Raw genomic sequence first — 3,035 nt, forward strand, 5'->3', positions numbered from 1 at the left:
TTCCTCGACGAGCGTCCCGACGTACGCCTCGCCGACGCCGCCCGCGCGCTGGCCACCGCCCGCGCCCAACTCGACCACCGCGCCGTCGTGCTGGCGTCGCCCGATGCCGCGCAGGCACGCGCCGACCTCACCGCCCTCGCCGAGGGGGCGGCGAGCCCCGCGGTCGTCACCGGCACCCCGGCGCCCGGCAAGCTGGCCGTCCTCTTCACCGGGCAGGGCAGCCAGTGGGCCGGCATGGGCCGCGGGCTCGCCGACGCCTTCCCGGTCTTCGCGGACGCCTTCGCCGCCGCCTGCACCGCCCTGGACACGCACCTGGCCGGGCACGCGGAACACCCGCTGCGCGACGTCGTGTTCGCCGCGCCCGCAACGCCCGAGGCCGCGCTCCTCGACCGGACCCTGTACACCCAGACCGGCCTGTTCGCCCTGGAGAGCGCGCTGTTCCGGCTCTTCGAGTCCTGGGGCGTACGGCCGGACCTGCTCGCCGGACACTCGATCGGCGAGCTCACCGCCGCGCACGTGTCCGGGATCCTCGACCTGGACCAGGCGGCCCAACTCGTCGCCGCCCGCGGCCGGTTGATGCAGGCACTGCCCCAGGGCGGCGCGATGGCCGCCGTCCGGGCGACCGAGGCCGACGTCGCGCCGCTGCTCGACGGGGTCGGGGGAGAGGTGTGCGTCGCGGCGGTCAACGGACCCGACGCGCTGGTCCTGTCCGGAACCGAGGACGCCGTGCTCGCCGTCGCCGCCGAACTGGCAGGACGCGGCCACAAGACGCGCCGCCTGACCGTCAGCCACGCCTTCCACTCGCCGCTCATGGAGCCGATGCTCGACGAGTTCCGCACGGTCGCGGAGCGCCTGACGTACCGGCCGGCCCGGGTTCCCGTCGTCTCCACCCTGACCGGCGGCCCCGACCGGGACGGCCGGCTGTCCAGCCCCGGCTACTGGGTCGACCAGGTACGGCACGCCGTCCGGTTCGGCGACGCCGTCGCCGCCCTGCGCGAGGAGGGCGCCACGACCTACCTCGAACTGGGACCGGGCGGTGTCCTGGCCGCGCTGGCCCTCGCCGCGCCCGGCGTCCGCGAGCAGGACTGCATCGCCACCCTCCGCAAGGACGGCACCGGACCGGCCGACGTCCTGACCGCCCTCGCGCACCTGCACGTGCGCGGCACGGACCTGGACTGGCCGGCGGTCCTCGGCGACGGCACCGGCCTCCCCGCGCAGGGCACCGAGCTGCCCACGTACGCGTTCCAGCACCAGCGGTACTGGGTGGAGACCGACGCCGCCCCCGGCGGCGGCGCGGAGGCCCTCGGCGCAGAGAGCGCGGGGCACCCGCTGCTCGGCACCGTCGTCGAGGTCCCCGGTGACGGACGCGTCGTCCTCACCGGCCGGCTGACGCCCCGCAGCCGCGGCCTGTCCACCGCCACGGGCCGGGTCCCGGCCGCCGCCGTCCTGGAGATGCTGATCAGGGCCGGCGACGAGGTGGGCTGCGGCGGTCTCGAACAGGTCGTCGTCGAGGCGCCGTTGACGGTCCCCGAGCACGGCGCCACCCAGATCCGGGTCGCGGTCGACGCACCGGCCCAGGACGGGCGGCGCCGCGTCACCGTCCACGGCCGCACCCTCGACGAGGACCACGGCCCCTGGACCTGCCACGCCCGCGCCCTCCTCGTCCCCGGGCTGCCCGAGCCGTCCTTCGACCCGCGCACCTGGCCGCTGCCCGCGCACGGCGCCACCGAGACACAGCAGGACGGCCGTACCTGCGCCGAGATCGCGCTGCCCGACGAACTGGCCGACGAAGCGGGGGAGTTCGCCTTGCACCCGGTACTCCTGGACAGCGCGCTGCGCATCCTGGACGCCGCGACCGCGACCGGAGCCGGGCCACGCGACCTGACCGAATGCGCCGCTTTGACGGTGTACGCGCAAGGGGCCACGGGGCTGCGCCTGCGGGTCACTCCCGTGGACGGCGCCCGCCACCTCGTCGAGCTGGCCGACCACGCCGGCGGACCGGTCGCCGTCCTGGGCCCGCTGCGCCTGGACGCCGTACCGGGGGAGAGCGCACGGACACCGGAGCCCGTCAGGAGTCCGGCCCCCGCCCGGCGCCTCGCCGCCCGCGGCGGCGGCGCGAACGAGACGTTCGCCGCACGGCTGGCCGGCCTGTCGGCCGAGGAGCAGCGCCGTGCGGTGCGCGACCTCGTCGAGGAGAGCGTCGCGGTCGTGCTCGGACACCGGGAGGGCGACGGCTTCGAGTACGCGGACGAACAGTCCTTCAAGAGCTTCGGGTTCGACTCGCTCGGCGCGGTCAAGCTCCGCAACCGGCTCCACGACTTCACCGGCGTCGACCTGCCCACCACGCTCGTCTTCGACTACCCCACCCCGGGCGCGCTGACCCACTACCTGCGGGCCGAACTCCTGGGTGAGGAAAGGGAGGTGCCGGACGCGGGCGGGCCCGCGCCCGGCACCGACGAGCCGATCGCGATCGTCGCCATGAGCACCCGGCTGCCGGGCGGCGCGGACAGCCCCGAGGAGCTGTGGAACCTCGTCCTGGAGGGTCGGGACGCGATCTCCGGCTTCCCGCTCGACCGCGACTGGGACCTGGAGGGCCTGTACGACCCGGACCCGGACCACGCCGGCACGTCGTACACGCGGCAGGGCGGGTTCCTGCACGAGGCCGCGCAGTTCGACGCCGCGCTGTTCGGCATCTCGCCGCGCGAGGCGCTCGCGATGGACCCGCAGCAGCGCCTCCTCCTGGAGACCTCCTGGGAGGCCCTGGAGCGCGCTGGCATCGACCCGCAGTCCACCCGGGGCAGCGACATCGGCGTCTTCACCGGCATCGTCCACCACGACTACGTGACCCGGCTCCACCACGTGCCCGACGACGTCCAGGGCTACCTGATGACCGGCACGGCGGCGAGCGTGGCCTCGGGCCGCGTCTCGTACGTCTTCGGCTTCGAGGGACCGGCCGTCACGGTCGACACGGCGTGCTCGTCGTCGCTGGTCGCCATGCACCTGGCGGCGCAGTCGCTGCGCCAGGGCGAGTGCTC

At 75.5% G+C, this 3,035-nt stretch carries 1 protein-coding gene; it reads left to right on the forward strand.

All coding sequences use genetic code 11. From position 1 onward, the window contains the following. The coding region (locus tag G3I40_RS21590) for a beta-ketoacyl synthase N-terminal-like domain-containing protein (RefSeq protein WP_164303785.1) at window positions 1–3,035 on the forward strand (3,035 nt) is incomplete at both ends.

The organism is Streptomyces sp. SID14478 (genome assembly GCF_010548525.1).
Taxonomy (GTDB): domain Bacteria; phylum Actinomycetota; class Actinomycetes; order Streptomycetales; family Streptomycetaceae; genus Streptomyces.